2 protein-coding genes are annotated in these 1263 nt (G+C 68.6%); both read left to right on the top strand.

From position 1 onward, the window contains the following. The first annotated feature begins 196 nt into the window (after positions 1 to 196). On the top strand, positions 197 to 829 hold the full coding sequence (locus tag A5691_RS01435) for a TetR/AcrR family transcriptional regulator (RefSeq protein ID WP_068266380.1): 633 nt from the start codon (positions 197 to 199) through the stop codon (positions 827 to 829). 76 nt (positions 830 to 905) lie between these two features. After that, positions 906 to 1263: NAD(P)-binding protein (locus A5691_RS01430; RefSeq protein WP_156675524.1), on the top strand; the 358-nt coding region annotated here is incomplete at its 3' end.

Below are 1263 nucleotides of genomic sequence, written 5' to 3'. Positions count from 1 at the left end.
GCGGGTCTCCTCACCGCTGGCGCCGACGGGGCGTCCCCGCTGCGCCCGCGTCACCGTGTTCTCCGCACTCGCGCGTCCCGTCCGCAGGCTCTCGGCGCCTGACAGTGTCGAATATAATCGAGTGATCGATTTATTCGGGGTTCGTGCGGAGGTGCGCGGTGCGTGAGGGACGGGACGGCGGCGCGTGCCGTCCCGCATGAGCGCCCGGCCCTCGCGATTGGGGCGCCCGGTGGGCGCCGACGGCGAACAGACCCGCCAGCGGATCATCGTGGCCACCATGCGCTGTGTGGCGACGGTGGGCTACTCGCGAGCCACGATTCGCGAGATTGCCCGCACCGCGGATGTCACCAGCGCCAGCCTCTACAACTACTTTCCGAACAAGGCGGAGCTGATCAAGGCGGCGATCGCGGCGCGCACCGATGTCGCTTTGCCACGGCTGCGGGCGGCCGCCGAGCGGCCGGGGAGCGCGGTCGACCGCATCGGGGCGGTTCTCGACGAATCGGGCCGGCTCATGCGCGAGTATCCAGATCTCGCCGCCTTCGAGTGGGTCATCCGCGCCGAAGGAGTGGTCGGCCCCGATCGGCACATGGACGGGGGAACGGGATTTCAGGCTTTCCGCGAGATCATCGAGGGCGTCGTCGACGACGGCTACCGGCAGGGCGAACTGTCGCGGCCTTCCGATCGGGACAGCGTCGTCGAGGCCCTCTACGCGCTCATCTACGGGTTGGTCGAGTTGGGGGCCACGTCGCCGCCGCGCGATTATCACGCCGCGCTCGACTCGGCCAAGAAGATGATCAGCGGAACGTTGTTCGCCGGCGGGCGCGGATAGCGGCGGGGCCGACACGGCACCGCCTTGATATGATCAAGCGATTGATTATATAGTCGGGCCACGAGAGGACCGGGCCTTGACTGAAACCGTGTCGTTCGACGTCGACGCGCTGCGACGCAAATACGCGGAAGAGCGCGCGCGCCGATTGCGCCCGGACGGCATCGCTCAGTACGTCGAGACGGCGGGGGCATTCGCGCGCTTCGCCGACGACCCCTGGGCAGACGGTGAATTCACGCGCGAGCCGCTGACCGACGAAGTCGACGTCGCGGTGATCGGCGCCGGATTCGGCGGGCTGTTGACGGGGGTGCGGCTGCGTCAGCTCGGCGTCGACAGCGTGCGGCTCATCGACCGGGCGGCCGACGTGGGCGGGACCTGGTACTGGAACCGGTACCCGGGGATTGCCTGCGATGTCGAGTCCTACGTGTACATGCCGC

It is taken from the genome of Mycobacterium sp. E183 (genome assembly GCF_001667735.1).
Lineage (GTDB): Bacteria > Actinomycetota > Actinomycetes > Mycobacteriales > Mycobacteriaceae > Mycobacterium.
Note: the sequence above shows the minus strand (reverse complement) of the source record. Positions and strands in the feature narration are given on the sequence as shown.